Origin of the sequence: Herminiimonas aquatilis, assembly GCF_042665175.1 — a bacterium.
Taxonomy (GTDB): Bacteria; Pseudomonadota; Gammaproteobacteria; order Burkholderiales; family Burkholderiaceae_D; genus Oxalicibacterium; species Oxalicibacterium aquatilis.
The window spans coordinates 557,976-582,752 of sequence record NZ_JBHTCC010000001.1 but is presented as its reverse complement, the minus strand read 5'-3'; the positions used below and the strand labels follow the sequence as shown (position 1 = coordinate 582,752).

Annotated in this window: 19 protein-coding genes; 6 read left to right on the top strand and 13 right to left on the bottom strand. The window is 52.1% G+C overall.

The annotated features are described in order from the left end of the window. Positions 1-390: 390 nt before the first annotated feature. Positions 391-1,779 (top strand): class II fumarate hydratase, encoded by a 1,389-nt coding sequence (fumC, locus tag ACFQO0_RS02585; RefSeq protein WP_382232482.1) that lies wholly within the window; start codon positions 391-393, stop codon positions 1,777-1,779. A 199-nt stretch (positions 1,780-1,978) separates the two neighbouring features. Here the strand turns inward: fumC and ACFQO0_RS02580 are convergent, their stop codons facing one another. The 3 genes from ACFQO0_RS02580 to ACFQO0_RS02570 form a co-directional block, all read right to left on the bottom strand. Then, positions 1,979-2,512: a hypothetical protein gene (locus ACFQO0_RS02580; RefSeq protein WP_382232481.1), complete on the bottom strand. Its 534-nt coding sequence runs from the start codon at positions 2,510-2,512 to the stop codon at positions 1,979-1,981. 95 nt (positions 2,513-2,607) lie between these two features. Beyond that, the gene (locus ACFQO0_RS02575) at positions 2,608-2,826 is read right to left on the bottom strand and encodes a CsbD family protein (protein ID WP_382232480.1); all 219 of its coding nucleotides are present in this window, start codon (positions 2,824-2,826) and stop codon (positions 2,608-2,610) included. A 286-nt stretch (positions 2,827-3,112) separates the two neighbouring features. Further along, entirely contained in the window at positions 3,113-4,042 is a 930-nt protein-coding gene (locus ACFQO0_RS02570; protein ID WP_382232479.1) for a YihY/virulence factor BrkB family protein, read from the bottom strand. A 792-nt stretch (positions 4,043-4,834) separates the two neighbouring features. Here ACFQO0_RS02570 and ACFQO0_RS02565 point away from each other — a divergent pair. After that, positions 4,835-6,850, top strand: a complete 2,016-nt coding sequence (locus ACFQO0_RS02565; protein ID WP_382232478.1) for a PAS domain-containing sensor histidine kinase — start codon at positions 4,835-4,837, stop codon at positions 6,848-6,850. A 174-nt stretch (positions 6,851-7,024) separates the two neighbouring features. On the opposite strand, the gene ACFQO0_RS02560 is transcribed toward ACFQO0_RS02565, so the two are convergent. From ACFQO0_RS02560 to ACFQO0_RS02525, 8 genes are all read right to left on the bottom strand, one after another. Next, positions 7,025-7,459: a response regulator gene (locus ACFQO0_RS02560; RefSeq protein WP_382232477.1), complete on the bottom strand. Its 435-nt coding sequence runs from the start codon at positions 7,457-7,459 to the stop codon at positions 7,025-7,027. A 66-nt stretch (positions 7,460-7,525) separates the two neighbouring features. Next, positions 7,526-8,158 (bottom strand): response regulator, encoded by a 633-nt coding sequence (locus ACFQO0_RS02555; RefSeq protein ID WP_382232476.1) that lies wholly within the window; start codon positions 8,156-8,158, stop codon positions 7,526-7,528. A gap of 27 nt (positions 8,159-8,185) precedes the next feature. Further along, the gene (locus tag ACFQO0_RS02550) at positions 8,186-9,313 is read right to left on the bottom strand and encodes a sigma-54 interaction domain-containing protein (protein ID WP_382232475.1); all 1,128 of its coding nucleotides are present in this window, start codon (positions 9,311-9,313) and stop codon (positions 8,186-8,188) included. A 196-nt stretch (positions 9,314-9,509) separates the two neighbouring features. Beyond that, the gene (locus ACFQO0_RS02545; RefSeq protein WP_382232474.1) at positions 9,510-10,622 is read right to left on the bottom strand and encodes a YbdK family carboxylate-amine ligase; all 1,113 of its coding nucleotides are present in this window, start codon (positions 10,620-10,622) and stop codon (positions 9,510-9,512) included. Positions 10,623-10,636: 14 nt separating this feature from the next. After that, positions 10,637-11,839 (bottom strand): cation:proton antiporter, encoded by a 1,203-nt coding sequence (locus tag ACFQO0_RS02540; RefSeq protein ID WP_382232473.1) that lies wholly within the window; start codon positions 11,837-11,839, stop codon positions 10,637-10,639. Between the two features lie 355 nt (positions 11,840-12,194). Continuing rightward, positions 12,195-13,580, bottom strand: a complete 1,386-nt coding sequence (locus ACFQO0_RS02535) for an NAD(P)/FAD-dependent oxidoreductase (RefSeq protein ID WP_382232472.1) — start codon at positions 13,578-13,580, stop codon at positions 12,195-12,197. A gap of 168 nt (positions 13,581-13,748) precedes the next feature. Continuing rightward, positions 13,749-17,717 carry a translocation/assembly module TamB domain-containing protein gene (locus ACFQO0_RS02530; protein ID WP_382232471.1) on the bottom strand — a complete coding sequence of 1,323 codons (3,969 nt, stop codon included), beginning with the start codon at positions 17,715-17,717 and terminating at the stop codon, positions 13,749-13,751. Then, positions 17,707-19,422, bottom strand: a complete 1,716-nt coding sequence (locus ACFQO0_RS02525) for an autotransporter assembly complex protein TamA (RefSeq protein WP_382232470.1) — start codon at positions 19,420-19,422, stop codon at positions 17,707-17,709. The genes ACFQO0_RS02530 and ACFQO0_RS02525 overlap by 11 nt, the downstream gene beginning before the upstream one ends. 349 nt (positions 19,423-19,771) lie before the next feature. On the opposite strand from ACFQO0_RS02525, the gene ACFQO0_RS02520 reads away from it, so the two are divergent. Next, positions 19,772-20,653 (top strand): class I SAM-dependent methyltransferase, encoded by an 882-nt coding sequence (locus ACFQO0_RS02520; RefSeq protein ID WP_382232469.1) that lies wholly within the window; start codon positions 19,772-19,774, stop codon positions 20,651-20,653. A gap of 26 nt (positions 20,654-20,679) precedes the next feature. Here the strand turns inward: ACFQO0_RS02520 and ACFQO0_RS02515 are convergent, their stop codons facing one another. After that, a complete protein-coding gene (locus ACFQO0_RS02515; RefSeq protein ID WP_382232468.1) occupies positions 20,680-21,555 on the bottom strand; it encodes a c-type cytochrome in 876 nt (291 codons plus the stop codon). Positions 21,556-21,653: 98 nt separating this feature from the next. Here ACFQO0_RS02515 and ACFQO0_RS02510 point away from each other — a divergent pair, with 98 nt between their 5' ends. Continuing rightward, entirely contained in the window at positions 21,654-21,995 is a 342-nt protein-coding gene (locus ACFQO0_RS02510; RefSeq protein WP_382232467.1) for a GIY-YIG nuclease family protein, read from the top strand. Further along, the gene (locus ACFQO0_RS02505; protein ID WP_382232466.1) at positions 21,992-22,609 is read left to right on the top strand and encodes a DUF938 domain-containing protein; all 618 of its coding nucleotides are present in this window, start codon (positions 21,992-21,994) and stop codon (positions 22,607-22,609) included. Before ACFQO0_RS02510 ends, ACFQO0_RS02505 begins: the two co-directional genes overlap by 4 nt. A 13-nt stretch (positions 22,610-22,622) precedes the next feature. Here ACFQO0_RS02505 and ACFQO0_RS02500 read toward each other — a convergent pair whose 3' ends face one another. Beyond that, a complete protein-coding gene (locus tag ACFQO0_RS02500) occupies positions 22,623-23,312 on the bottom strand; it encodes a YbaY family lipoprotein (protein ID WP_382232465.1) in 690 nt (229 codons plus the stop codon). A 237-nt stretch (positions 23,313-23,549) separates the two neighbouring features. Between ACFQO0_RS02500 and ACFQO0_RS02495 the strand changes: the two genes are divergently transcribed. After that, complete coding sequence (locus tag ACFQO0_RS02495) at positions 23,550-24,683, top strand: lipid A deacylase LpxR family protein (protein ID WP_382232464.1); 1,134 nt, start codon at positions 23,550-23,552, stop codon at positions 24,681-24,683. The last annotated feature ends 94 nt before the right edge of the window (positions 24,684-24,777 follow it).

Sequence of the window (24,777 nt, the reverse complement as noted above, 5' to 3'; positions counted from 1 at the left end):
TCTAGTTGAATAGTCTTACGACATGTGTATTCGTAGGATTCTTTCCATGTTCATGCGCGCTATGTATGTGCTGACGGCCTGGAAAATAAATGACCAGCATGTTAAGGAGCGAGACAAGGGGCGATACAAATTTCGCCAACAGCAGAGCAAGAGTGTTGATGTAGTGCAATAAGATTCTAAGGTAATTAAAATTGGAATCAGTCGATTTTTTCTGAATATGCATAGGCCGAATCTGAATATCCGTAGCCGGTAGTCTGCTATCTTGTAAAAGCGCACGGATGGATCGCACCATATGTGTCACGTTTGATCAAGGCGGGAACATCGGTGAAATATTTTTAGTGCATGATGGAACGTACACAACTACACACGCACATGGCTAAGGAAATAATCATGAAAACCAGAATGGAGCGCGATACCTTTGGCTTGATCGCGGTGGATGGTGAACGGTTGTGGGGTGCGCAAACGCAGCGCTCGCTTGAACATTTCAAGATATCGACCGAACGGATGCCGCAGGAACTGATCATCGCGCTCGCAGAAGTCAAACGGGCATCGGCCATAGTCAATCTTGATCTGGGCAAGCTCGATCGGAAAAAGTCTGGCGCGATAGTCGCGGCGGCAGAAGAAGTGATTGCGGGTCTGCATCCACATGAGTTTCCACTTGCCGTGTGGCAGACCGGTTCCGGCACGCAGAGCAATATGAATATGAATGAAGTGCTGGCCAATCGCGCATCTGAATTGCTGAAAGGCGCGCGTGGCGAGCAGCGCGTGATTCATCCCAACGACGACGTTAATCTCGGGCAGTCTTCCAACGACATCTTCCCGACCGCGATGTATGTGGCGGCAGCGCTTGGCGTCAGCAAGAAATTATTGCCGCAGATCGACAAATTGCGGCAGACGCTGCAACTGAAATCGGAAGAGTTTGCCGACATCGTCAAGATAGGCCGCACGCATTTGCAGGACGCAACACCGCTGACGCTGGGACAGGAATTTTCCGGCTATGTCGCGCAACTCGATTATGCGACTGCGACAATCGCAACTTTGCAAACTGCGTTGCATGAACTTGCCGTCGGTGGCACGGCAGTCGGTACCGGCTTGAATACCCATCCTGAATTTGGCGTGCGCGTGGCAGCCGAGTTGGCGCAGCGTACGGGCCTGCCGTTTAAAAGTGCATCGAATAAATTTGCCGCACTGGCGGCGCACGATGCGCTGGTGAGCGTACATGGAGGCCTGAAGACTCTCGCTGCTGCGATGATGAAGATTGCAAACGATGTGCGTTGGCTGGCATCCGGTCCGCGTTCCGGTCTGGGTGAATTAAGTATTCCTGAAAACGAACCGGGTAGTTCCATCATGCCGGGCAAGGTCAATCCGACGCAGAGCGAAGCGGTCACCATGTTGTGCTGCCAGGTATTTGGCAACGATGTGGCGATTAATTTTGGCGGGGCATCCGGCAACTTTGAATTGAATGTCTTCAAGCCGCTGCTTGCGCATAATTTTTTGCAAAGCGTGCGCTTGCTGGCGGATGGCATACAGAGCTTCGATGATCATTGTGCACACGGCATCGTTGCCAATCGCGAACGTATTGATGAATTGATGGGGCGTTCATTGATGCTGGTAACGGCATTGGCGCCGCATATCGGTTACGACAAGGCAGCGAAGATAGCCAAGCAGGCGCATCACGATGGCAGCACATTAAAAGAGACCGCGCTGGCCCTGGGCTTTGTTACCAGTGAGGAATTCGATCTTTGGGTGCGGCCGCGAGACATGATTCATCCGAATTGACACTGCATGCATGGGCTTCGCTGATCCGCCATTAACGTTCATTGCCAAGGTTAACTGTTGATGCTCTCCGCAAATAAAAAGGCGATCCGGCTAACCTGGTTAGCGAGATCGCCTTGTCCCTGACGAATCAGGTCTGTCCGCTATGCATGTCGTCCGCGATGACCTGCGGCAGACATGGGTCGGTCAGTGAGCAGGCTGCTTATTTTGCAGCGCCCATGCAACGCGATTTTTCCGCGCCAGTCAAAGCATCACATTTTTCTTTTTGCACAGCAACGTTAGCATCGTGCTTTTCTTCACGTGCATCTTTACGGGCGTCAGAAACTTCTTTGCCAGCTTTAGCATCGGCAACTGCTGCAGTTTTTGCAGCTTTTGCTTCTTTCACACAAACGTCTTTGTTGTTGCCAGTCATTTCATCGCATTTTTCTTTTGCGACTTCATAGTTGGCGTCAGCGATATCGGTACGTGCTTTTTTGCGTGCTGCATCCGTGCCCTTGTAGGCGGCTTCAGCGTCTGCTGTGGTTTTCACCTGTGCAGCTTTCGCTTCTTTTACGCAGACATCCTTGGCATTGCCTTTGTGACTGTCGCAAGCTTCTTTTGCCATTTTGTAGTCTGCGTCGGCTTTTTTCTTGCTTGCATCGTAAGTCACTTTTGCTTCTGTTGGTGCTGCGTGCGATGTTGCGATGAAGCCAAAGCTGGCGCTAGCCATGATGATCATTGAGAGTGCTTTTTTCATGATGTGTCCTTTTAGTTTTTGATTTGAGCTGAGGCAGACAATCCGGCGTGGAGTGAATCGATTGATTGCACTCCCGCGCCTGATTTCATTACTATTTACAGAAAGCGCTTGTCGTCGCGATTACGTTCTTCGAACGCCTTGATTTGCTTTTCAGCTTCATCTTTGTTCACGCCGTAAGCTTCTTGAATCTTGCCTACGAGTTGATCGCGTTTGCCTGCGATTTGATCGAGGTTGTCATCAGTCAACTTGCCCCATTGTTCTTTGACATTGCCTTTGAGTTGTTTCCAGTTACCTTCGATAACGTCCCAATTCATAACATTCTCCTTAAGTGAATTTCATATGCTACGGCGACAGTGCCTGCCTATTACTATGCAAAACGTGGGCCAGTTTCTTTACTTATAAAAATCAAGTACTTAAGAAAAATGGTGTTAGTTATATGTAAATAGCGCAGGGTAAGTTGCAAAGCCTACATGTGGGAAATGGGGAAAGCCTTGCAGGACAACAGGAAGTAGTAACGTGAAAAATAATCTGAAAAGTAAGTGTCGAGCAGGAAAGCTGCGCGCGAAATAATGAGTCGCTTCAGCGTGGCTGGAAAAATCTTTATGCGGGTGCCTTCAATTTTTTGTCATGTCGCAAAGTGCCGAACCACAATGCATATTGACGCGTGAAACTTGCGCCTAAAAAGAATATCTGCGCTGAGTAATAGACCCATAGCAGCAGCGCAACCAGTGAACCGGCTGCACCGTAGCTGCTGGCAATGCCGCTGTTGCCGAGATAAATGCCTATCAGGTATTTACCGAAGATGAAGAGTCCGGCCGTACCTAATGCACCTATCGATACATCGCGCCATGATAGTTTGACTTGCGGCAGGGTCTTGTAGATAACGCCGAACAAGCAGGCAATCACGATGAACGACACCAGATTCGATGCGGGCTGCAAGATAAATGCTGCATCCTTCCACAGCCCACCCCAGTAGCGCTCCAGCAAGGCGAGCCCGGCGCTGACGACAAGCGATACCAGTAACAAGAATGCCAGTACCAGTACCATACCGAATGAGAGTAAGCGTACCCGTAGTACTTCTATCCAGCCCGCGTGACGCGCCATGGGCACATGCCAGATTTCATCCAGGCTGTCCTTCAGCTCTGCAAATACAGTGGTCGCGCCGATCAACAGAAAGATAGTTGCGATGATGGTCGCGGTTTGACTGATGTCTGGATTATGCGCATTCGCCAACAACATTTCGATTGCCTGCGCGCCGTTCGGGCCGACTAATCCCGTGAGTTGCGCGACGATTTCGCCGCGCGCCGCTTGCGTACCAAATACGGAGCCGGCAATCGCGATGGCAAGTATCAATATGGGTGCCATGGAAAACAGCGTATAGAAAGCCACTGCCGCACCTTTGCTGCCGCCACGTTGCGCAAACCATTCCAGAATCGAGCAGGTAAAAACGATGCGTGCGCGTCGCCATACAGATAGATCCTCAGATTTATCCAGACCGTGCGACTCAGATATATTTTCTTGCGTATGCATAGGGCTGTCGTAAAGTGAACAATACGTGGAAGGACGACTATATAGATCGCTGTGCGCTGCCAAGCAGCAGAGGTAGCGAGGTACAACCGCAGCTTTTATTCCTGATAAGAGTTGTTCCCCTGCTGAAAAGTTGCTGCACCTAATAATCTTGCGAGAGATTGCTGCAATCAGCTTCAGACGCATGCAGTCCTACAACCATATCAGCTTATTTCCTATAGAAACCGAGCGGTGCCATTGATACGATGTTTTATGTACAAAGAAAAACAAGCTTGCTGTCACCGCCTTCACTATTGGAGTGACCGCTCATCAAACATCGTTGCAATCTTTCAGGAGGCATATCATGGGTAAATATTTCCTTGCTTGGCTATTGGGCGTACCATTTTTTGTGCTGCTACTGGTCTATCTGATTTTCTAGGATTACCGCAATAAAAATATGAGCAGATACATATAAAGCCGATAAGCAAAAACCCGCCTGTGCGGGTTTTTGCTTATCGGCTTTATGTCGACTTATCTCAACAGGAACTATTTCACGGGATAAATATCTGACCAGGCGTTTGCAGGTGCGAAGGATGCTGCTATGCTTCACTGTAAAGGTAACAACATTTCAGGACGGCATTCTGGTTTGTGCGCTCTGAATAATATGCAGATTGCTGCCCTTCCAAATCTGTAAAAATCTCCCAACAGAATCGTCATACAACGGCGCCAGAACAGCATCAATAGAGTCAGGCATGTGTTATCCGGAACAGGAACAATACCTTGGTGTCCTGTTTCCTCATTTGCAGCGGAGCAAACATGTTTCAATCAGCGGAACATCGCAAATTCTTTACCTTTCTGGTCGCGCCGCTCATCGCCTCGGCTTTTATCCTGATGGTTGGTATCGTTGCAATCTATAACGCATCGCAAGATTTCTGGATTCTGGATTACCGCCTGTCGGATATCGTACCGATAAGGACGCCTAGTGCCATCGTTTTCATCCTGGCTGCGTTAACACTCGCATTTCGTTCCATCCACGTCGCAAATGGCGTGCTCAGAACTGGATTGAAGGCGACTGCGTCGTTACTGGCACTGGCTGTTATTGCGGTCGGGATACTGTCACTGACGCGATATTTTCTCGACATTGACGTAGGCATCGAAACACTGTTTGCAAGCTTGGGTGTGCAGGAAAAATTCATGTTGTACAGTTCGCCGCCCGCAGCGCTTGGCTTCGTATTCGTGGGTTCGAGTCTATTGTTGTTGGACTATCGAACTTCTGGCGGACATTACCCATCCGAGTATGTCGCTTTCATCCTCATAGGCATGATGGGCATACCGTTGGTGGGGCAGCTATACAACGTCATGTCGGTGGGCATTGCCGACGCTGCGCGCACGTTGCTACCCTTCATATCGGTTACCTTCATAGTACTGGGGCTGGGCATATTGTCTGCGCGTCCTTCACATCGTTTGATGCGTCTCTGGAACAGCAAATCACCGGGTGGCCCCATTCTTCGGCGCCTGTTGCCCAACAGCCTGTTGATGCTGGTGATTCTCGATTTTGCAATCAAATGGGGCGTACAAAATAATTTCTATAGTGCCGACAAGGCATCGCCGTTACTGATCATGCTGAGCGGCACACTGTTGTTCATCATGTTTTGTCGTACGGCAGGACTATTAAATCGGGAATACGAAGATCGTCAAATCGGGGAAGCAGCACTCGCGGAAAGCAATGCTTTATTGCGCGCGGTTAGCGACAACACGCCGGACGCCATATTTGTCAAAGACCTCAATGGACGAATCATTTTTGCAAACCCTGCCAAATTGCGCTTGCTTGGCAAGGAGCGCGAGCAGGTGATCGGTTTTCGTAGCGGTGAGTTGTATCTTGATAAAGGTGATGCGGCACGTGTAACGGAAGAGGATCGAAGTGTGATTTTGCAAGGCAAACCTATGACCTTCGAAACGACTACGCGTTATGCATCCGGTATCCGCACCATGCATTCAACCAAAGCCCCATGGCTGGATGATCAGGGGCAGATTATGGGGCTGGTCGGTATCAGTACCGACATTACCGAACGCAAACGGATTGAAGATGCGCTGAAGGCACATGAAACACAGCTGGAGGCATTGGTTGCCGCGCGTACTTTTGAAGTGAGTGAGCTGATCGGCCATCTGGAAACGACACGCGAAGAAGAGAAGCGTTCGATCGCGCGCGAATTACACGACGATCTTGGCGCGGCACTGACGGCGCTGAACATGCATCTGTCTCTTATCTTTCAGCAGATGCCGCCGGAACCGAAATTTACCGAGCGCTCAATCAAGATCAAGGCTTTGCTTAGCTCCATCACAGACGCCACTCGGCGCATTCAAAACGGTTTGCGGCCAGACAAGCTGGATGTGTTTGGCGTCAAGATTGCGATTGCTGAACAGGCTGCTGAATTTGAAAAATATACCGGTGTTGTTTGCAACGTTAATCTTCCGGACGACCAGTTGGGGTATGCACCACGCGTCGATATTGCCTTGTTCCGTATTGTGCAGGAGGCATTGAACAATATTGCCAAGCATGCCAAGGCGACCCACGTTGATGTGGTGCTGGACGATGTCGATGATGAAATCGTATTGACCGTACGCGATAACGGTATCGGCATTCCCGCCGTCAATCCAGGTGGTTTGGTTACCCATGGTTTGCGCGGCATGCGCGAAAGGGTCGCTTATTTAGGTGGGAGCGTCAGAGTCAACGGTGCAGAAGGAAAGGGCACCACGATTATTATTACGATTCCCAAAACACCGGAAAATACAGAAGTGTCGGATGAGAATATGCTGGAAGAAAACGACTGATATTATTTTTGCGAGTAGAGTCTGTCGGCTATCGACTTCAGTTGCCTATATCGCATAGATAGCTGGATTTTCTGTTGCAGAGCTGGCTCTGCAGTTGCCAAAGAATCAGTGGTTTTTGGCTAAACTCGGCAATGAACATTCATGTGTCAATGCAGCTAGGGCTTTATCAAAAGCTCAGTCTTGACTGCGGCATTCAACGTGTGCGAGGCTCAACTCTCTGACTAATTCAAACAATTGCGGGAATTCTGACGTTTTGTCAAAGAAGTGGTTGACACCATATTGACGGCCGACCCGACGAAATACTTCAGTCGCATTATTGCTGCAGATGATTTTTAGCGGGTCGTAATCCCGTTTTCCGGATAACTGGCGCAGCAGATTGATGCCATTCCCTTTTTTGAGTTGGATATCGACGATCAGGATATCGCAGGCGATCGAATTCAACTGATTCAAAGCATCAGTTTCTGATTCCGATACCCCCGCCACAACAACGCCGGGGATCATTGCCAGATTTTCGATCATCAGATCACGCACATCGATGGAATCTTCTACCAGGAAGATGCGCAAAGGCTGGCAACTTCCACCCGTCGTAGTATTTTTCGCTTCATTCATATAAGAATCGCTTTTACTACTGATAACTGCACTATCGAAAGACATTTCGTTCCGGTCCTGAAATAATTAATCGATCAGATTTTGCTTGATGGCGTAGTAAATAATGCCGGCGTTGTTTTCCATATTCATCTTCTGCAAAACGCGCGCTCGGTAGGTACTGACGGTCTTTACGCTTAAGCAGAGTTCATCGGCGATCTTGGTGACACCGTGACCCTGACATAATTTATAGAAAATTTCATATTCGCGTTTCGACAGGGTTTCGTGCAGCGGTTTTTCCGCATTGGCATCTACTTCTGTCGTTAATAATTCTGCGACGGTATGACTGATGTATTTATGGCCGCGCAGAATGGTTTGAATAGCGGTAACAAGTTCTTCGGCGAGCGCTTCTTTTTGCACATAACCGCTGGCTCCGCTGCGCAGAATCTGCACCGCATAACGGCTTTCCGGATGCATGCTCAGAATCAGTACAGGCAGATCCGGTTTTTCGCGTTTGATTTGCTTCAATACTTCCACGCCGCTTTTGTCCGGCATATTGATATCAAGTAAAACGATGTCCCAATCCTGCGCGCGCACCAGACGAATCGCTTCCTGTGCAGTTGCTGCCTCGCCCTCGATGCTCATGTCCGGCACTTGTGCAATGAAATACTGCACACCTGCTCGGACCACTGCATGATCGTCAACTACGAGAATTTTTACCATGATGAATACGCGTTTTTCAGTTGAGTGCTAGTTACGAGCCTGCAAGCCATAGTGATGCGTGCGGTTGTTGATGGCATCAGGTAAAAAAAGCTTTGCCTGATATTCATTGAGGCGATTGTAAAGTGTTTTAAGACTCACGCCTAACACCTCCGCCGTCAGCGTTTTATTCCCGCCACAATGGCCCAAGGTCGCACAAATCAATCTTTGCTCTGCATCGGCCAGCTTGCTTCCCAATTGTACGGTGACGCAATCTTCAGCCTGCTCGCTAGTGTTTGCTCGTGCAGGATTGACGCTCAGTTTGATGTCGAGTTCCTGATCCGCAAGAATATAGCTGCGGTGCACAATATTTTTCAGTTCACGGACATTGCCCGGCCAGCTGTATTCATTCAAAAGTCGATAAGACGCTTTTGAAAAATGTTTGTTATTGCCTTCTTCTTCGTTCAATTGCGCGAGGAAGAGATTGGCCAGCAAGCGTATGTCTTCACCGCGTTCACGCAGCGTAGGCACATGGATAGGGAATACCGCCAGGCGATAGAAGAGGTCGCTGCGCAAAGTGCCGTTCGCAACCGCTTCCAGTGGATCACGATTGGTCGCCGCTACGACGCGCACCTTGACTTCGGTTTCTTCATCGGCACCTATCCGGTAGAAACGATTGGTTTCGAGGACGCGCAACAATTTGACTTGCATGTCGAGCGACATTTCTGTCACTTCATCGAGAAATAGCGTGCCGCCGTCGGCGCGTTCAAAGCAGCCTTTTTGCATGCGGACGGAGCCGGTAAAACTGCCGCGCTCGGAACCGAACAATTCTGCCTCTATCAATTGCGGCGATACGGCACCGCAATTTAACGCGACAAAGGGCTTGCTGCTTTCCTTGCTTTTTTGATGAATGACATTCGCGACCAGTTCTTTGCCGGTACCGCTTTCACCCACGATCAATACATTGGCATTGGTCGGTGCGACCTTGCCTATCATTGTGAACAGATGCTGCATGTTTTCCGATGCGCCATACAGATTGCCGCAACGATGGTCATTTTTATAGGACGTGCCGACAGCTTGTGCGCCAGCGGGCAGGACAGCGAATTCTTTTGTGAAGTCTTTTGTATTTAGTGCCGGCATGCCGACAGCGAAGCCGTCTGTATTCAATCCGTTGGACATTGGTTTCTCCTCTGTGAAAACATATTGCAAGTTTTACAGAGTCGATTGTGCAGGAAGGGCAAACTTTGCAGAATCGGCGATTTTCCGATTCGCTTGTGGGAATCCTCTTACAAAATTCGCGTCAGGATGGTGAGCGTAAGGTCTGCAGCTTGCACTAAGCCCGGAGCAGCACGCCCGATTCCTACGGGCGAGTTCGCTACCGAGCCATCCAAACTGCGCTTTGTTGTCGTACGACGTCGCTCAAGGAGCCGCTTTTTTCATAACTGGCACGCAGCCAGTCCGCATCGGATTGGCCGGAAAGCACACGATGGCGTAACAATTCGATGGCATCGTCGGTGCCCATTTCTTCAGCAACGTCCTTCAGCATGTCAAAGGTTTGCAGGATATCGTCCTTGATGGACGACTGCTTGCCGGTAATCGGATTGATCAACGCACCATTCAATCCGAAGCGGCAAGCCTGGAAACGGTTGTACGAATACGTCAGTGCTGTATCTGCTGTCGGTTGCAGATCACGTTGTGCAAAAAAGTATTTGCTGAGGGTTTGCGCATAAGCGCCCAGAGCTACCGCCGTCTCGATCGCCAGCGGCGTATCGCAGACACGAATCTCCACGGTGCCGTATTCCGGTTTGGGGCGAATGTCCCAGTAAAAATCCTTCATGCTGGCGACGATACCCAAGCGCGACATCTTGTCGAAGTAGGCGTTGAACGCCTCCCAGTCATTGACAAACGGCATGGTGCCGCTCAACGGGAAGGCATTGATGCTGGTCAGTCGTGATGACTGGAACGTAGTGTCCACTCCTTGATAAAACGGCGAAGAAGCGGACAGTGTAATGAAATGCGGCATCGTGCGTGCCAGCAGATGGGCAAGGCGAATCGCTTCATCGCCGCTCGGGCAGCCGATGTGAATATGCTGGCCGTAGACGGTGAATTGCTTGGCCAGATAGCCGTATAACTCGGACACCAGACGATACCTGTCAGTCGGATAGATGCGTTGATCTTCCCAGTGCTGGAAGGGATGCGCGCCGCCGCCGGCGAGGCCGAGATTGAGCTTGTCGGCTGCCGCGACCAGTAAGGTGCGCATGGCAGTGAGCTCGGTCAGCATTTCGTGATGATCGATGTGCACCGAGGTAGCGATCTCGATCATGCTCTCGGTGATTTCTGGCTTGATGTCGTAGCCGTGTTCGGTCTTGTTGATGATCTGCAGCAGGTCGTCAGAACCGCGGGTCAGATTGTAATCACGTCGATTGACAATTTGCAGTTCGAGTTCGACACCCATGGTCAGCGGTGTCGAGTTATTGAATTCCAGCATAAAGATTTCCTTGATCAGTTCTTGGCTTCGCCTGATGCGACCAGCGCATAGCGGGTACAAATCGGGCCGAGCAATTCGAGAATGACGAGTATCGAAACCACCAGTGCGGTAAGTTGCGCGCCGAATTGCGGATAGTAGCCGACTGCATGCTGCACCATGATGATGTTGAAGCCGGACAGCGGCACCAAACCGATTCCCAGTAGTGCCCCCTTGCGTAGTGCAATGCCATTCAGGCGTGCCAATCCGGTCGTCATGCCGATGGCAATCAACAGGCGCAATGCGATGAAAGCCAGCACGACAGGCCACAGATCAAGCAGGTGCGATAATTCCAGCTTAGCGCCGGCAAAGACAAACAGCGCCACGTAGAACAAACCGCTGAACTGGCTGAGATCGGGTTCCACAATCGCATAACGTGGATCATAGCTGCGACTGGCAATGCCGAATACCAGCAGTGCAATCAGGGCTGACAGATTCAGCATGACGGCGAGCCCGACCGTACTTGCAATCAGTGCCAGCACCAGTATCAGTTGAGCCTGACTATCGCGCCCCAGCCATTGACCTATCCATACCAGCAAGCGACTGATGATCCAGCCCAGTGCGGCAGAGCCCAGCAACAAGTACAAAGGATGCAGGATGTAACTTTCCCAGCCGGCTTCATATTCAACGTGTACCGCAGCCAGCCCCATGGAGAACACGATAAAGGCGAGAGCGTTGCCGATGACGACAATGTTCAACATGCGTTCGGTCAACTGGCCTTCTGCCTTGACCTCGCGCACCACATTCAGAATCACTGCGGGCGAGGTTGCCATGCCGAGTGCGGCGACCATGCTGGCTACCAGTTTGGTGACGCCGAATTGCGTGAGCAGGATGAACAGGGCGATGAAGGTCGTGGTGCTGAGTGCGACGCCGGTGATCAGCAAACCTTTTTCACGCAGCAGCCATTTGTAATCAACGCGGCGACCCAATTCAAACAAAACCAGCCCTAGTGCCAGATCAACCAGCAGACTGATTTCGCTCAGGAGCGCAACGTCTATCAGGTTCAGTACCGATGGCCCTATCAGGAGCCCGGTTAACACATAGGCGGTGATGGCAGGCACTTGGGGAAATACGCGACGCAGCAGGCGCGCACCGAGCACGCCGGCTATCAGCAGCAGGCCGGTTGCGGTCAGCACATTCAGTGCGTGCGGCATATTCGGGAAAAAACTATGTGACGTCATGTTGTTCCTGGCAATTTAAAAATAAAGCGTTTCACGTAATTGATAACGCATATTGTTGATGCAGGCTGTCTGGCCACTTCTGGTGACATTGCAGCATGGTGCCCGGAGTGTTCTATCAGCTTCGTTCGCGGATTGTCCCGGGCAGTTCACATGCTCTATGGCAAGTGTTATCCGGTTTTGCAATGCTCTGATGCAGGTTATGCATTGTGGAGCTTCGCAGCGAAAAGGCTTTATTCATTAAAGGAGATGCAGAACGGAGATACCGTTTTATAAAATTGACTGCGGAAAGTGTAGCAGCAGTTTCAGAAAAAAGTCGCGCACTTTTTTCTGATGCCTTGTTTCCAATGCAATGTTGCTAATGAAGTTTGACGCGTGGCGACGTCTTGCGTTGCAGCCAATGTCCGAGCGTGTCGGCAGCCGTACGCACATAGCCATGCAGCGCGACCAGATGCATGCGATACAGGGATATGTATAGCAAGCGCGCCATGATACCTTCGATAAAAAGTGTGCTGCCTATCAAAGGCCCCATCAAATTACCGACTGCATCAAAACGTCCCAGCGATACCAGCGAACCAAGATCGCGATATTCGAATTGCGGCAACGCCTGTCCATCCATTCGCTTCTTCAAGGCCTGAAAAAGAAAACTTGCCTGCTGGTGAGCGGCCTGTGCGCGCGGCGGTACCGTGCTGTCTTTCTCCGGCCAGGGACAGGCGGCGCAATCACCGAAGGCAAAAATATCTGCGTCGATTTCGGTTTGCAGAGTGCGTTGCACGATGATTTGGCCCAGACGGTTTACCGGCAAGCCCAGTTCGGCGAGAATTGCCGGCGCGCGTATACCGGCCGCCCAGACTGTCAGGTCAGCCGGGATGCTGTTGCCGTTTGCGAATACGACAGCATGTGCCTGGACTTCCGATACCTTCGCATCGGTCATGACATCGATGCCTAATTTATTCAGCAGGCCCTTAGTCTTGATCGATATTGGTTCTGGCAGGCCAGACAAAATGCGCGGGCCAGCCTCGATCACGGTAATGCGTATATCACGCAGCGGATCGAGATGATGCAGTCCATAGGCGCCCAGCACCTCGGCCGTATTGCGCAATTCGGCAGATAGTTCGACGCCGGTTGCGCCAGCGCCGATGATGGCTACATTGAGTTTGGGATGCGCCTGATCGCCATGCGTATCGATCGCGTGTTCAGCGCGCATGCACAAGCCGATCATGCGTCGGCGAAAGTGCTCTGCCTGGCTCAGGGTATCGACCGCGATCGCATTTTTTTCTGCGCCGGGCACGTTAAAGAAATTGGTAATACTGCCTATCGCGAGGATCAAGGTGTCGTAGGCAATCTCGCGTTGCGGCAAGAGCTCCATCCCTTCCTCATCCAGCAGACTGGAAATAGTAATGACCTTGCGATTGCGATCTAGCGCCAGCAGTTCTCCTTGCTGAAACACGAAACGATGCCAGCGCGCCTGCGCCGCATATTCGAGTTGATGGGTATTTGCATCCATGCTGCCGGCAGCAACTTCATGCAGCAGCGGCTTCCAGATATGGGTTGATGCCCGATCCACCAGTGTGACGCTGACCTTGCCGTCCTTGCCCAGCTTGTTGCCGAGTTCCGTCACCAGTTCCAGGCCGCCTGCACCACCGCCGACCACGACTATCCGGTGTCGCGCAGCAGGGCTGCGCCTGGAAGCAGAAGGGGAAGCTGAGATATTTTGATCGAGATCCTTCCTGGTAGTCGGCATCGGCCTCTCCAATATTGTTATGTCATTTTTAAAAACGGATCACAGCGTTCGCCCATAGTCGACGATTTAGCGTTACCTCGTTAAGGATAGCGCATGCTGCTGTATGCCAGTTTGGTATCTGACCATGCATGCGCAAATCAGTTGCATGCGATAAACGTCGCAGCTGATTTAATCGAATGCAAAATTGTAAAGTAGCGACAAGGCACTGCTGGTTCCTGCTTCTGCTTCCAAGGTCAGGCGCGGCGTCAAGGTGTAGCGCAGCAACAGGACGCTACCGGCACTTTCCAGGCTTTGCTTGTAGCTGACGTAAAGGCGTGCAGAAATCTTTTTGCCGAGCGTGACGATGCGTTCCTGAAGGTTGCTGCCATCGGTACCGATGCTAAAGTCGTCGAGGCCGAAAGCAGTGGCGATTTGCGATTGGAGGCCGGCCGCAGCGCCTTGCGTGAGCAGCGAACTGGCAGCACTCTGCAATGCCGTGATATCGCTGTCGCCAGCGCCGGACAGCCCGCGCCCCAAGACCAGCCACGAGAGCTTGTCGGCATCGGCCACAGTCGGTTCGGACACGAGGGTAATGCGCGGTGCGAGCACGGTGCCGCGCACCGAGACACCCGCTTCGACTTCCTGTCCGCGCCGCATCGCGAGTATATCGAGGGCCGGATTATTCAGCGGTCCGCTGAAACGCAGCAGCCCTTGTTCAATTGCCAGTTCCCGGCCGTATGCCTTGAAGGTGCCGGAGGCGACGCGCAACGTACCTTGCGCCCGCAAGGCGTCGTTGGCACTTGCGAGCAAACGGATGTCGCCCACCAGCATGGCATTCAAGCCGCGCCCCTGCACACGAACGCCTTTGCCGAGATCAATCGCCAGATCGAGTGCGATGGCTATCTTGGCCCCTGGTTTGTCGCTCTGTCCGACGATCACCACATCATCCGATAATTGCGGGGTGTCGGATGAGCCGATATCGAACAGGCCGGAATCCACTACGAATTTTCCATTTGCCTTGGCGCCACCTTCACGCCAGCCGACGATGGCGTCGCCGCTGATCACGAGTTTGCGATCTGATCTATCGATAAGCGTATAGCGCGTTGCCTGGACAGCGAGTTCCAGCGCCAGCTGTTCGCGCACCATGCTAAGCGGGCCGGTAATCGACAGGGTGCCACCACCATTCTGGAAGGCGAGCTGGCTGATGACCAGTTGATCACCGCGGAACTCGCTGCGCAGCACACCTTGTTTGAGATCGACGCCGGTATCGGTGAATAGCAGGCGCAATTGATCGGCTGCGATTTTTCCGGAAAATCGCGGCTTGATGAAGGTGCCACTTAACGCAATGTCACCGCGTAAATTTCCTTCCGTGACCAGCGTCGGCGAAACCAGCGGACCGAGCCAGGCGAGTGTTGGCGTGTTGATGCGCGCGCTGCCGTTGAAGGGCGCGCTTGGTGCGATGGAAAAACGACCCTTGCCACCGCCGATTACAGTATTCAAACTGCCGGCTATATTTCCGACCTGGCTGCCGTCAGCTTGCAAGCTCAGCGCGACACGGCCCTTGTCTGCAGTGCCGCCTATCACCAGAGTCGACAGTCCGAGTTTGACCGGCGCATTACTGAGGATGGCGATATCACCATTTTCGCGGCGTACAGAAAAACTGCCGTCGACGCGATCGCCGAGCTGAAGATTCCATTCGCCTCCTAGCGTCAAATCCGTATTGAAAGGGGCTTCTGGTTTGACATAGCGCAGCAGCTCAGCGACCGGCAGTTTCTCAATACGGCCACGCGTACTTACGCCACGTTGGTTGCGTACAAATTGTTCGATCGCGATCAAACCATTGCCAAATGCGAGACGGAACTGATCCAGTTGCACTTGGCGCTGCGACACTTGCAAAGGCGCCGGCGCAGCAAGTTTGATATTCAATTTTCCTTTGGCTTCCAGCGTGTTGATGGTTCCCTGCCAGCCAGGATCGCGTGCCATGTTTTGCAAGCCGCCCGCTGCCGTCATTGACCAATTCTGATCTTGCTCAAGCAGCGATGCAGTCAGCAAATGTTGTGCGCTGGTGCCGGTTACATTGATGCGGAAATTTTCTGCAACTAGCTGCTTGCCACTGATGCCTTCACCATTTATCTCGATACTTAATGGCGCATTGTTTTGCGCGCCGAACTGCGTACGTGCTGTGAGCTTTTTCAATTGTTGCGAACCGGTATTCAAACCCTGTGCTTCACCATCGAGATTCAAGGTGTTGATGAATGCAGCATCAGGTTTGCGATTGAGTGCGAGCTCGAACTTGCCTTGCGTGTCTGCGATTTGCGTAGGGCCGGGCGCACGGATGCGCTTGCCGCTCCAGTTTGCCGTGACGACTGGCTGCTGCATGCTGCCGCGTATTTCGCCATTGACTTGCAAGGCGCCGCCAAAGCCACTGCCTAACTGTTCCATCGCCGGCGCATCGACCTTGAAAATAATGCGCGAATCTTTTTCCGCAAGCTTGCCATTTGCCGACACGCGATTGCTACCAGCGACCAGCGATAGCTTTGGTACCAGCAAAGTATCTGCACGTAATTGCAATTGACCTTCGCCGATTAATGGATTGCCTGCTAGTTTGCTTTTGTCTATGCGGAAGGACGCGTCGGCTTCCAGCGTTGGTTGACGTTTGCCATTGGCGGAAAATTCTCCATTCAAATGCAAGGCTGGAAGTTGTGAAAAATTGCCGAGGTCACTTGGATTGAATGAGCGGATTACCCCTTTGATGTCGAAGGCCTGGTTACCAGACAGCGCGAATTTTGCCGATAGATCGATTGCGCTGCTACCTGCGCGTAGTTCGGCCTTGTCTATGATTGCCGCATTATCTGCAATGCTGGCGTGCGCATTCAGTATCAAAGGATTATTTTTGCGTGGCTCGCGCAAGGCGAGTGTGAAATCTTGCTTGCCATCGGCATGTTTGATGTCGAGGCTACCTGCGAGGTTACTGGTGCGTGCGCGTTGATCGATTTTTTTCAGATCCAGCGCCTTGGTGCTTAAAGCCATCAGCAGTGCACCGTTTGCAAAGCTGCCTCTGCCTTCAATCGTTCCCGCTGGACTTTGCTTGCTGCCTAATGCAGCCACGATACGATTGAAAGCGAAGCTGCCATCGCGCTGCGAAAAATCGACATCCAGACGATGCAAAGGCAGGCGTGCATCGTTGTACAAACCTGCCGCAGCGTTGTTAACTTTAAGGCTACCCTTGCCATCTGCATCCGCATTCAAATCGATATCCAATGCTGTCGTCGGCAAACCTTCTACCAGCAAAGCAAGATCGAGACGACGCGCGGTGATGGTAGTTTGGCCCAGCGCTTGTTCACCGAAAGGATGAAGCGCAGCTTGTCCACTTACGCTGGCTTGGTCTATACGTACGTCGATGTTAGCGATCAGATCGGCCAACGACCCTTGCAAATCCAGTCGGCCTTTTGCGGCTATGGTGCGTGCGCCCAACGTGGTTTCGCTATCGGTGGAAAGCGTTGCCTGCAATGGATAAGGTTTGGTGACGGATAGTGTGGCCTTGCCGTTGAGATCGCCAGAAAATGTATTGCCAGCGGAACGTGAGCGCGCGCTGAAGCGATCGAGATTCAACAGATAACGCTGACCATCGAAATCCATATTAAATGCGAACGCACCGAGTGTGATGACGTTGAGCGGGCCCCATGCGATTTCACCACCGGCAACTTGCACGCTATCGACCTGTACACGCAGAGGCAGGCTGATGCTTTCTGGAAGTATCGATGCGTCTTTGCTTTGATCTATCTTGCTGACGATGCCAAGTTTGCCTATCAATAAAGAAGTGACATGCAGTTTTCCCTTGAGTAGTTGTGCAAGTTGGAGCTCCAGTGCAAGATCGTCCAGCACGATGGTTTGATTTTTTAGCGTCAGGGTCAGACGCTGGATAAGCAAGGTCTCGTTGAGTTGGCCGTTCACACCATCCGCTTGCACCATGCCACCAGACATATTGGACACGAAGGTGAGTAGCGTGCGTGCGCCGCGTTCGCTGGACGTTATCCACGCCGATGCCGCAATCAATACCAGCAACACTGCAGCGCATACTGGCATCCACAGACGGCGTGCGCGGCGGCTGTTTTTTTCTGCGCCTGACGGCGGATTTTTCGTATCGTCAGAAGCCATAGCCGATGGAAAAATGAAGACGCGGTTCTTTGGTTTCGTGACCGTAAGCAAGATCGAGATTGACTTGGCCGATAGGACTGCGCCAGCGTGCACCGACGCCGCTACCTTGTTTCAGCTTGAAGTCGCTCCACGAATCGGCGGCATTACCGGCATCGGTAAACAGGGCAGCACCCCATTCCGGCGTGATGCGATAGACCAGTTCGGCGCTGACCACGGCAGTGACGGTGCCGCCAACGATGGCACCGTTCTGCGACACGCCTAGCGTGTTGTAACTATAGCCGCGCACGGTTTGGTCGCCACCGGTGCGAAACAGCAAATCGCCAGGTACGGTAGTGCGGTCGGCACCGAATACCTGTCCCACCTGAGCTCGCAATACCGCCTGCCAGCGCTTGTCGTAATAGGGAGAAAGATAGGTGGCGCGCCCGACCACGCGCGCCAGACTCTTTTTGTTGATCAGACCAGCCGGTCCGGCACCTAGTTCGATCGAGGCGACATAGCCGCGCGACGGCAGGATCAAATTGTTTACGCGTCGCCGTGTATAGATGAATGAACCTATCAGCGCTTCGCGATTATTGGAAAAATCATCCCCTATGCGTTGCCGATCGGCGAAGAAGGATAGGGCCCAGACTTTTTCATCATTGGTATCGGGGCTGGTCAGGCGCGCGCTGGTCAGGACCTTGTTGTTGATTTCACCAGCGCTGTTGGTGTATTCATAATGCGCGCCTACGCTGGGCCGCCAACCATTGCTGAGGGGTTGCAGATAGACATCGGAGCCGAGCACGCGCGTGTCGCGATCGAGTCGCAGGGCGGATTCCAGTCGCCAGTTGCGATCCAGGAAGTTGCGATCCAGCCATTTGATCTGGCCGCGTGCGCCAGAGTCGGTTGAAAATCCCACGCCTAGCGAAAGGCGTTTGCGTTCATTCTCGGTCAGGTCCAGCCGTATCGGTACAGAGAGCGGTTTGGCGGGGTCCACATCAACGGTAGCAAAGACCGATTTGAAATAGCCGGTGTTTTGCAGGCGCGCCTGCAGTTCATTGAGCTTTTCCTGCGAGTAGGGTTCACCCGGTTTGATCGGATTCAAGTCATCAATCATGCTGCGGTCATAGCGCTGCAAACCTTCGATTTGGACGTCGCCAAATGTGAAGGCGGGGCCGGAGTCGACTTCCAGTGTCAGCACCGCACTGCTGGTACTCGGGTCGATACGTGCTTCGCTGTCAATGATTGCAGCAGCGGGATAATCGCGTATCAGCAACGCTTTCAGTAGACTGCTTTTGGCGTCATCCCACGCTTTTTGCTGGAAGATGCCGCCAGCCTGTAGCAGCCATAGTCGCTTCAGGCGTTCGGCGCGCTGGGGATGCGACTCAGCGATATCGCCCGTGAATCTGATGTCGACCGATTCAACCAGAGTGCGCGGGCCGAGTATCACCGTAAAGCGTGCCACCCAGGGCGTCGATTCGCGATCAAGCTCATGTCTGACGGCAGAAGAAAAATAGCCTTCCGTTGCCAGAAGAGAACGAATCTGGTTAGGTGCGATGCCGACCAGTCGCTGCATCTCATCTTCACTTAATTCACTAGAAGACTGGCGGCGGCTGACTTCGAGGTTATCGTTCAGGAAGGATGTGAGTCCTCCTGCACCATCAATCGCCACTCTATAAGTGGGTACTGCTGCCTGCGCCAGCATCGGCAGCATGCAGGTGCACAGCATGAAGAGCAGCGTCGCAATAGACCTGGTTAGCCATTTCTGATTGATGTAAAAGATAATTCTTTTCGACACTATATTTAAAGGACAGAAACGTGAGGCGTGAGGCGCGTTGCAGGACAGAATGCAGATGATTTATCTACAGCGAAAAAAATGGAGCTCATAGTATCAATGCGATTCAATACCATTGCCGGAGCCAGTCTGCTAGCTTATCAGTATTTGCAGTTGATCGTTTATTTGTGGCGTGGTCTTGCAAGGTGTTGGCCCCTGCAACGATGGTTGCCGCAACCGGTATTGCCGTAGTGGGACAAAGTCCCTATAGTGAGCGGCACATCCGATCATCAAAGTTAGCATCATGAGCCCCAACAGCAAGAACGAACCTACCCAGCAAATGCATGATATCCGTCCCGGCCAGTCCATCGAGTTGCTGAAAGAGCTGCATATCCTGACGCGAGACGGCAAGCTGAATCAGGATAGCCGCCGCAAGCTCAAGCAGGTCTATCACCTGTACCAGTTCATTGAACCCTTGCTGCAGGAAATTCAAAAAGATCATCCCGATATTGCGCTGGCCGATCACGGTGCCGGTAAATCCTATCTGGGCTTCATCCTGTACGACTTGTTCTTCAAGGAGCGCAAGGATCAGTCACGCATTTACGGCATAGAAACGCGCGACGAACTGGTGCAGAAATCCGAGGCGCTTGCGAAGAAACTGGATTTCCCCGGCATGTCATTCCTCAATCTATCGGTTGCCGAGTCGATCACATCCGATTTGCTGCCGAAGAAAATCGACGTGGTCACTGCACTGCATGCATGCAACACCGCAACCGACGATGCGATTCATTTCGCCTTGGAGAAACAGGCCAAGTTCATCGTGCTGGTGCCGTGTTGTCAGGCTGAAGTCGCATCGGTCCTGAAAAAGAACAAGGGCAAGACGCTGGCAAAGAATGCATTGACCGAAATCTGGCGTCATCCACTCCATACGCGTGAATTCGGCAGTCAAGTCACCAATGTCTTGCGTTGCCTGCAGCTTGAAGCGCACGGATATCAAGTCAATGTGACTGAACTCGTGGGTTGGGAGCATTCCATGAAGAATGAATTGATTATCGCCACCTACAAGGATCTGCCGCGCAAGCGTCCGAGTGAACGCCTGCAGGAAGTGCTACAAACGTTGGGTCTGGAAGAAATGCAAACGCGCTTCTTTACCGACGAAGCGCCGGCAACGCCATCCGCATCGTAGAAAGATCGCCGAGCGAAGAAAACGACTCAGTTTTTCCCATCGACAGGTATTAATTTGCGTTGCGCCATGTGGCGCAAGTAAGCAAGCAAGTCATCCAGCTGCGCATCATCCATCACAGTGGGCGAAAATCCCGGCATCGTTAATTGCGGCCAGTGACGCACGGCGGCCGGATCGCGTATGTATTTGCGCAAGAAATCTGCCTGGAAGTATTCAGTCGGATTGAATGGCACATTCAAGTCCGGTCCCAACTTTGCATCGCCACCGCCATTAAGCTGGTGGCAACTCGCGCAATGCGTAACGTACGCTTGCATGCCGCGATATTCTGCGCTGTCTTTTTTCAAAGAGGCGTCGGGAAGAATTTCTGGATAGCGTTCTGGCAAGGCGGCGACTTCACTGATGACGGCAATTTGATAAGGCCATAATTCCGGCGTGATATTGCTTTTTTCAGGCGCTATCCAGACCAGATAAAATACGCCTGCGCTGCGGCCGCCGGGTTTGAGTTCCGGCCATGGCGCATTAGCCGGCTCGATGGCAAGCCAGGGTTCGGATGCGCCAGACAAGAGTTCAGTCGGGATGTTGGCGACAAAGCCATCGTCTGACTTGAATTGCACGGTGCTGATGCCATGCAGATTGCGCAGTATCGATTTCAGCGGCACGGCGCGGTATTCCATTTTGTTTTTGTAGCTGACATCGGCGGGAATCGTGATCGTGCGTACATCCGGATGGCGCAACAGATCCATGCGCGCCAGTTTCTGTTTTTGTTTGCTGAAGGCCAGTTCCAGTACCGGTTCCGCTGCAGTCGAGAAATTGCTGACGGCAATCAGCAGCAATGTAAGGCCGCACACAAAGAACGCACGGATAGCAGGCAGAGGGCGGAGATGGGCAGCGATCACGTTTTTCATTTGCGGTGCATTCGGGTAAGGTGATGTCCTCGCAGTATAGCGAAACCAGACAAGTGAATTGATAGAGAAAAAAGCTTCAGCCTGAAAGTTGATTGAGCATGACCTGGTTTCTTTATTTGATCGAATGCAAGGATGGCAGCATCTACACCGGCATCGCCGTCGACGTACACGCACGCTACGTCGCACATCAGAAAGGGAAGGGCGCTCGCTACACGCGTTCGCATCCACCCCGACGCTTGCTGGCGATTGTTGAATATCCGGACCGTTCAACTGCGTCCAAGGCTGAATACGCCATGAAACGTTTGAGTGCGCTTGAGAAAAGACGGTTTTGCCTGCAGCGCAGCGGCGTGTGGCAAACCAGCTTGCTGCCTGCCGTTCATGCAGTAATAGTTAATCCCCTCATAGTTCATCCAGTCTTGCCGCAAGAAAGTCATCCATGAATTTTTCAGCCAATAAACAATTTTCGTCCGCCTGCGAGCGTAATCGTGAGCCGATACTTGCAACTTTGCGCAAAGTATTTTCTGATCGCAAACATGTCCTCGAAATAGGCAGTGGCACCGGCCAGCACGCCGTTTTCTTTGGCGCGGCACTGTCGCAATTGATCTGGCAAACTGGCGATCTGCCACAAAGCCATCCAAGCATTCAGGCGTGGTTGCAAGAGGCCGAATTGACAAATGTGTTGTCGCCGATCGTTGTGGATATGTCGAAAGTCGACTGGGAAACGGACTTGCTTGATAAAGGCATCGATGCCGTATTTACGGCGAACACATGTCACATCATGGCGTGGAGCGAAGTCGAGCGGATGTTTGCCGGTGCGTCACGCATTCTGCCAGCCGGCGGTAAATTGTGCGTGTATGGCCCCTTCAACTACAACGGACAATTCACCAGTCCCGGTAATGCGCAATTCGATGCAAGCCTGCGCGCGCAAGCAGCGCATATGGGCATACGGGATATCGAAGCGATGCAGCAACTAGCGGGCCGACATGGCTTTGTCATGCAGGCCGACCATGCGTTACCGGCGAATAATCGCTTACTTGCATGGCAACGCAACTGAAGCATGCTTCACCTTATTTTGCCGGCAGCGGATCGGTTTTGCAGCCTTTGTAGCTGACGCCATTGATTTCCAGTAAAGCCTCGTTGCCCTTGCTCCAGAAGGTATTGCTGCCATCGCTATAACGCGCGCCAGAACCTGAAACAACGTGCGGCAATACTAGGGTTCTTCCGGCCAGCAAAATCTGCACTTTATCGTTGCCGAACTTGGCAATGAATTCGACCTCATCACATTTGTAGGCCATGCCGCTGTTGGCAGCGGGCGGCGCGACGGCATTCGGATTAATGGCACGCTGCAGCAAGATGGCGATCGGTTTTTCCGGCTGGTTGAAGGCGACTGGGACCGGTTCTTCCGACGTCCATATCACGCCGTCCTGACTATCCAGTATCGAGGCGCTGATTGCATAGCGGTGGCTGCGGTCTATCGCCTCCGGGATATAGCGCAGGTTGAATGGGATCGGGACCTGTGTGGTGGCACGGATAGTTTGCTGGGCGATAAAGCTGCCGCTTTTTCCTGAACGTGTGACATCTTCCAGGTTGACGATGATTTTCGCATCCGGCGGCAACGCTATCCGTTCACGATAGGTGACGCTGCCGGTAACAGTGCCGGAAAGAGCGGGCAAATTGTCCGGTTTGAGTTTTTTCGCACAACCGCTGGCAAGTACGCATACAGCAAGCAGTGCGATCAATGAATGACGATATTTCATCTGGTTATCCTGAAAAATGGTGTGATCTGATGAAGCGTGCAAAAGGAACAACGCCAAGCGGCATTATTATTGCTTATGTACGCTAGCGCATAGATGTTTGTATAAACTGAAATTAGTGTGCCGATAAGCAAAGTAGAGCCAAAGCAAAAACAAGATTGCGCACTGAGTCAGGGAGTGGACAGTACAGTCCTGTTTGCGTTCTATCCATAATATAAAAATGATTGTAAAGCCCGCCCCATGCATATAGCTCGTTCCTTCGTCAAAAAATCGCTGCACCTTTCTATATCTCTGTCTTGCCTGATGTTCGGTGCCGGGGCCTTGGCCGAAGAGCAGGCCGGTGAGTTGAAGGGCGAGCTGGATAAGCAGCCTATCGAAGCAACATGTGCTGCAGTGCCTGGCGTTCGAGAGCTGAAAAATTATCCCGAAGTATTCAATCTCTATTACGAAAACGATCTGTTTGCCGGTACCGATAATAATTATACGAACGGCATCAAATTGTCGTGGGTATCGGCCAATCTGGCAGATTACATACATGATCCCTGCCTGCCGAAATGGGTGCGTCAGTTGAATCGGTTTTCTCAGACTTTGCAGCCAGGTGCATTCGAAACCCGTAATATGGTCGTCAGTTTTGGTCAGTCGATGTATACGCCTACCGATAACACCCGCAGCGATTTGATTAAAGATGACAGGCCTTATGCAGGCTGGCTATATCTCGGGTTTGCCTACAACGCACGCAATGCAAGGGAGATGGATACCGTCGAGATAGATATCGGTATGGTAGGCCCTGCATCGCTGGCGCGCCAATCACAGAATACGATCCACGACTGGCGCGGTATTGATCGCTTTAACGGCTGGGACAACCAACTCAATAATGAATTGGGCATCCAGTTTGTGAAGGAGAGAAAAAACAAGGTGCTGGTTATCTCACGGCCGGATGCTCCGAAGATCGACGCGATCACGCATTACGGCTTCAGTGTGGGGAATGTGAAGACTTATCTGAATGCCGGTCTGGAGATGCGTATAGGTAGTTATTTGCCGGATGATTTTGGCACCTCACCTATCCGGCCTGCGAGCGACAGCAATGCGCCCTTGCCACTCCACGCCACGCGTCGTATATCCGGCGGTGGTATCCATACCTTTGTGGCGGTCGATGCACGTGCTGTCGCACACAATATTTTCCTGGATGGAAATACGTTTTCAGACAGCCATAGTGTGGCGAAAGAATATTTTGTCGGTGATGTGTCAGCCGGTATTGCGTGGCAATGGGCAGGCGGAAAAATCACCTATGCACAGTACTGGCGCAGCAAGGAATTTCGCCAGCAGAAAGATACGCAGAGTTTCGGCTCGCTGACGCTGAGCCTGGAATATTGATTGCAGAAACAAGCAGCAGCGAGCGTGCCGCTCATGCGCAAGTATCTGGAGTATTTGTAAAAAGCCGGCCATGATCAAGGCCGGCTTTTTCATC

Bases quoted from the DNA above. Each gene is read 5' to 3' on its own strand.
- ACFQO0_RS02560 (WP_382232477.1), bottom strand. From the start codon at position 7,459: ATGAATGAAGCGAAAAATACTACGACGGGTGGAAGTTGCCAGCCTTTG.
- fumC (WP_382232482.1), top strand. From the start codon at position 391: ATGAAAACCAGAATGGAGCGCGATACCTTTGGCTTGATCGCGGTGGAT.
- ACFQO0_RS02580 (WP_382232481.1), bottom strand. From the start codon at position 2,512: ATGAAAAAAGCACTCTCAATGATCATCATGGCTAGCGCCAGCTTTGGC.
- ACFQO0_RS02500 (WP_382232465.1), bottom strand. From the start codon at position 23,312: ATGAAATATCGTCATTCATTGATCGCACTGCTTGCTGTATGCGTACTT.
- ACFQO0_RS02520 (WP_382232469.1), top strand. From the start codon at position 19,772: ATGAGCCCCAACAGCAAGAACGAACCTACCCAGCAAATGCATGATATC.
- ACFQO0_RS02545 (WP_382232474.1), bottom strand. From the start codon at position 10,622: ATGCTGGAATTCAATAACTCGACACCGCTGACCATGGGTGTCGAACTC.
- ACFQO0_RS02550 (WP_382232475.1), bottom strand. From the start codon at position 9,313: ATGTCCAACGGATTGAATACAGACGGCTTCGCTGTCGGCATGCCGGCA.
- ACFQO0_RS02535 (WP_382232472.1), bottom strand. From the start codon at position 13,580: ATGCCGACTACCAGGAAGGATCTCGATCAAAATATCTCAGCTTCCCCT.
- ACFQO0_RS02495 (WP_382232464.1), top strand. From the start codon at position 23,550: ATGCATATAGCTCGTTCCTTCGTCAAAAAATCGCTGCACCTTTCTATA.
- ACFQO0_RS02565 (WP_382232478.1), top strand. From the start codon at position 4,835: ATGTTTCAATCAGCGGAACATCGCAAATTCTTTACCTTTCTGGTCGCG.
- ACFQO0_RS02510 (WP_382232467.1), top strand. From the start codon at position 21,654: ATGACCTGGTTTCTTTATTTGATCGAATGCAAGGATGGCAGCATCTAC.
- ACFQO0_RS02570 (WP_382232479.1), bottom strand. From the start codon at position 4,042: ATGCATACGCAAGAAAATATATCTGAGTCGCACGGTCTGGATAAATCT.
- ACFQO0_RS02515 (WP_382232468.1), bottom strand. From the start codon at position 21,555: ATGAAAAACGTGATCGCTGCCCATCTCCGCCCTCTGCCTGCTATCCGT.
- ACFQO0_RS02575 (WP_382232480.1), bottom strand. From the start codon at position 2,826: ATGAATTGGGACGTTATCGAAGGTAACTGGAAACAACTCAAAGGCAAT.
- ACFQO0_RS02505 (WP_382232466.1), top strand. From the start codon at position 21,992: ATGAATTTTTCAGCCAATAAACAATTTTCGTCCGCCTGCGAGCGTAAT.
- ACFQO0_RS02530 (WP_382232471.1), bottom strand. From the start codon at position 17,717: ATGGCTTCTGACGATACGAAAAATCCGCCGTCAGGCGCAGAAAAAAAC.
- ACFQO0_RS02540 (WP_382232473.1), bottom strand. From the start codon at position 11,839: ATGACGTCACATAGTTTTTTCCCGAATATGCCGCACGCACTGAATGTG.
- ACFQO0_RS02525 (WP_382232470.1), bottom strand. From the start codon at position 19,422: ATGCTGTGCACCTGCATGCTGCCGATGCTGGCGCAGGCAGCAGTACCC.
- ACFQO0_RS02555 (WP_382232476.1), bottom strand. From the start codon at position 8,158: ATGGTAAAAATTCTCGTAGTTGACGATCATGCAGTGGTCCGAGCAGGT.